This is a genomic window from Xanthovirga aplysinae, assembly GCF_009711365.1.
GTDB lineage: Bacteria > Bacteroidota > Bacteroidia > Cytophagales > Cyclobacteriaceae > Xanthovirga > Xanthovirga aplysinae.
The window spans coordinates 1-3609 of the sequence record NZ_SMMB01000743.1; the positions used below are offsets into that span (position 1 = coordinate 1).

A 3609-nucleotide genomic window follows, 5' to 3' on the forward strand; every position below is an offset into this window, starting at 1 on the left:
ATGTCTAATTGGTCAGTAATTTGACCTTTAAATTTTTCAGATAATTCTGAATTGAAAATTAAATAATTGTCTCCATACATTTCTTTTATTTCCAGTTTCCCAGTTTCAAGTATAATTTTTGCACATCTATTGATCTCTTCGGTAGAGTTGGTTTCATTAAAAAAATCGCTTTCAATAAAATCTTCTTCTTTATAAATATAATTTTCTTTTTGTAGAATAGGCTTATTGGTGGCATACAGCATTTTAGAAAAGAATGCTCTTTTCTCCTCGGGTATTTCTTGAGCTTTTGCAAATGAAATTGTTAAAAATAAAGCTAATCCTAAAGTGTATTTTAGATTCATATCTTTTTATTTTGGTTAAAGACTTGTTATAGAGTCATTGTTTTGGATTTTGGGTAAAAAGCGTTACTATGACTTTTATGACTTATGATCAATTTAGATATTAATATATTCTCCATTGAAGTAGGAATAAATTTCTTCTTCACGCCCATTTCCAACTTGTATTTATGGGCAATTACTTTTAATTCGTACCATTGTTTGCCAAATATGCCAAGTTAAGTTTATTTTAATACAATTACAATATACCAAATGATTAATAATTTAATTAGTGAAAAATTGTTTTATTTAATTTTAGGTTATTTGTAATGGAAAAATGAAATATTTATAATTTGATTAATGATAAAAGAACCCTAGTTGCCCTATTGTGTAAGAAATCTCCCTCTCTATCGGAATATCCAGGTAGCCAATCCACCCTCTCCCTCTATTTAAGAAAATTAATTGTTCATAATGAACTGACGGTCAGGGTAAATGCATCCTGATTAAATCCCTTTTTTGTTGTAGTTGCAAATCCCCTTATGATCCTTTTCAAATAAGGGCTCTTCGGTTTTTTAAATTGCCTGGACCACTTTCTGTAAATGAGCCCTTCATCTTATGGAGAAAATGCTTCTAATCCTATTAGGTTAAGACTAAAATGATATGCAGGTAGGGTTAGGATGATAGCCAATTAAGACCAGCGTGGGATGTCAAAAGGATGGGGAGGAAAGAAAGTGAAAAAAAATCCTGCCTTGGAAAAGAGGCAGGATTTTTAGTAAAGAGAAAAATACAGTTGGCTAGTTGACCATTAGGTTTATAAAGATGCCTGTTTTCTCTTCTTCTACTAGCTTAATAGAAATCAACAGCTCGGCTTTTAGCCGAGACTGAAAGGCACTGGAAATGGAGGTTTAGCCCTTGTTATGCAAATGTTGTTTTATTTCCTCTAAAATTTTATCCGTACCCTTTATGTAGTCATCATAATAATTGCTCACAAAAATATCCGGCTTTAAATCTGTAACTGGAACTCCATAGAAAATATTGAGCCAATGTGTCTTAAATGGAACATACTTGTTTGATTCCCAGTCATGAAATCCTGTAGTTACCCTAATTGGTAATTTAGAATTTGGCAAATAGAAACTCTTTCCCTCAGCCCAAAATGTTAATCCATCTCCAATTTCCTGTCCAATAACAACGGCTTGTTCTTTAGCAAAATATTTTAACCTGGCAGCAGTACAAATACCAGCAGAAAAGGTAGCATTACCTGTAACTATAAAGATTTTTCCCTTAACTAATTTTGGAATTTCTTTTGAAAATTCCGCTTGTTTTAAATAATTGCCTCCTGTATTAAAACGTAAATCTACTATCAGATTTTGCACGTTATTATCCTCAACGGAGCTTTTCACTTCTTCTAATAAGTTCGGGATTTCCGTAGACATATTGATTTGAATATATAAGGCTTTCAATGATTCTATTGGAGTAGTAAATCCAGGAATATTAGGATTTGATAAATATACGGGTGTTTGTTTGGTGAGTACATGTAACCAACTATTTACTGTATCCGCATAAATTTTATTTGAGGGGGTCAAATTACGCCAGGATTCATATTCATCAAAAGTGTCGTATTTTTTTTCAGGGCTAAAGTGGGTAATGAGGGTGTCTTTTCCATTTACAAATTCGTATTTAATAGCATCGATATCTTTAGCCAATCCAATACCTTCCAGAAAATCCGGACTTCCTAAAAAATGGGAGCTTTTATATTTTATCCAGGATTCATTTCCAGGCATAAAAGCATCTACATCCTCAATAATTTCTTCTATTTTTCTGTCTCCTATTTTGTTTACTCGAGATCCTAAAAACTGTTCATAACCAGACTTCGCTTTAACCACGTAAAGCCCATCGTCGAAAAGATAGAATTTTAAAGGGATATTCCTAAATTTCCCCAAATACACTGAAGTATGCCCATCGTCGGCCATACTAACACATTTGGAAATTAAAAGCTTAATTTGATTATCACTTAATCCATCGATATTTCTTTTTAATGAATCAATAATTTGATTTGCCTTGAATATCGAATCTTTAGGAAAGCTTTTACATAAACTGAAATAGTTGTTTTGAAAATGTGATAAATCTTGTTGCCAAGCCTCATTCCTGTTTTTTGGAAGATCGAAATGAGCAATATATCTTGAATTAGAAATAGTCTTCTGGGTAAAATAGGTGAGGAGCAATGCAAGAGCAAATACCCCAACAATCCATCTTATTTTTTTTCCTTTTTTCATTGGTTTAAGAAATGGTTAAAATGTTATCATCAATACTGATTAACCTTAAATTTTTAAAATTAATCCCTTTGAAGAATATATTGATTAGCTAATTAAATCGGTTTCTTTGATGTAGAAACATGTTAGAAAAAACCAGAATATGCATAGATCAACCATATAGGGAGCATAATGGGATAAATCTGGTGGAAGTAAGTTTTATTTTAAATAATCAAATGTATTCTCCATTTCATATTTTGGACTTCTACTTATAAAATCTCTGAAAAATGCTGTATGACTTGCTCCCATCAATATAAATACCCTATCATTTTCATTAAGATTAACTCTATTTAAATTTGAATACATTCTCAGGTTTCTTTGATAATATCTAGCAGCTTCATCTGCTCCTTCAAACCCTTTTTCTGTTCCTGCATGGGTCAACATATCAGCATTAATCGTTATGAGAAAGTCCAAATATCTATCATGATTGTTCAGTTTTAATTTTTCTAATAGATTTAAACTATCCTCATTGATATTTACTTCTGGGTAATATTTTAAAGGGTCCTCATAATATTCATCGTGCCAAATAGAGTCTATTAAATTTTCGATTTCATCTCCAATCATATAGTTGTAACCCATCTTGTGGTCAATTCCATAGATTCTTTTGGTTCCGCTTAATCTACCTAATTCATATGCAAGAAGTTCAATTTCAGAAGGGTTTTTGAAAAACATATTAGGGTTTTCAATATACTTCTTATATTCTTTTTGAAGCTGTTCATTATATTCTGGTACCCTTTCTACTAAAATAACTGTTGGTCTAAATGACGATAATTTTTCTGCTATATCGTGGACCCTTTTTTGGTTTTCTTTATCGTGTTCATCAAATTCTGTTGTACTGGCATCGGTGGTGAATCCCATATGAAAAGTACCAAAGTTCAGAATATGGATTTTATTCGAATTTTCATTTATCTCTTTCAGGTTTGATGAATTTATTTCTATCAATTCGTTGGGATTGTCCTTTTTACAAGAGACAATTAACAGGACTA

3 protein-coding genes are annotated in these 3609 nt (G+C 31.6%); all 3 read right to left on the bottom strand.

What is annotated here, in order from left to right; all coding sequences use genetic code 11:
* Positions 1-341 (bottom strand): hypothetical protein (locus E1171_RS04955; RefSeq protein ID WP_155204681.1); only part of this gene is annotated, 341 nt, incomplete at its 3' end.
* A gap of 878 nt (positions 342-1219) precedes the next feature.
* The gene (locus E1171_RS04960; RefSeq protein WP_155204683.1) at positions 1220-2587 is read right to left on the bottom strand and encodes a S41 family peptidase; all 1368 of its coding nucleotides are present in this window, start codon (positions 2585-2587) and stop codon (positions 1220-1222) included.
* 195 nt (positions 2588-2782) lie between these two features.
* A partial coding sequence (locus E1171_RS04965; RefSeq protein WP_222931397.1) for a DUF5694 domain-containing protein occupies positions 2783-3609 on the bottom strand: 827 nt, incomplete at its 5' end.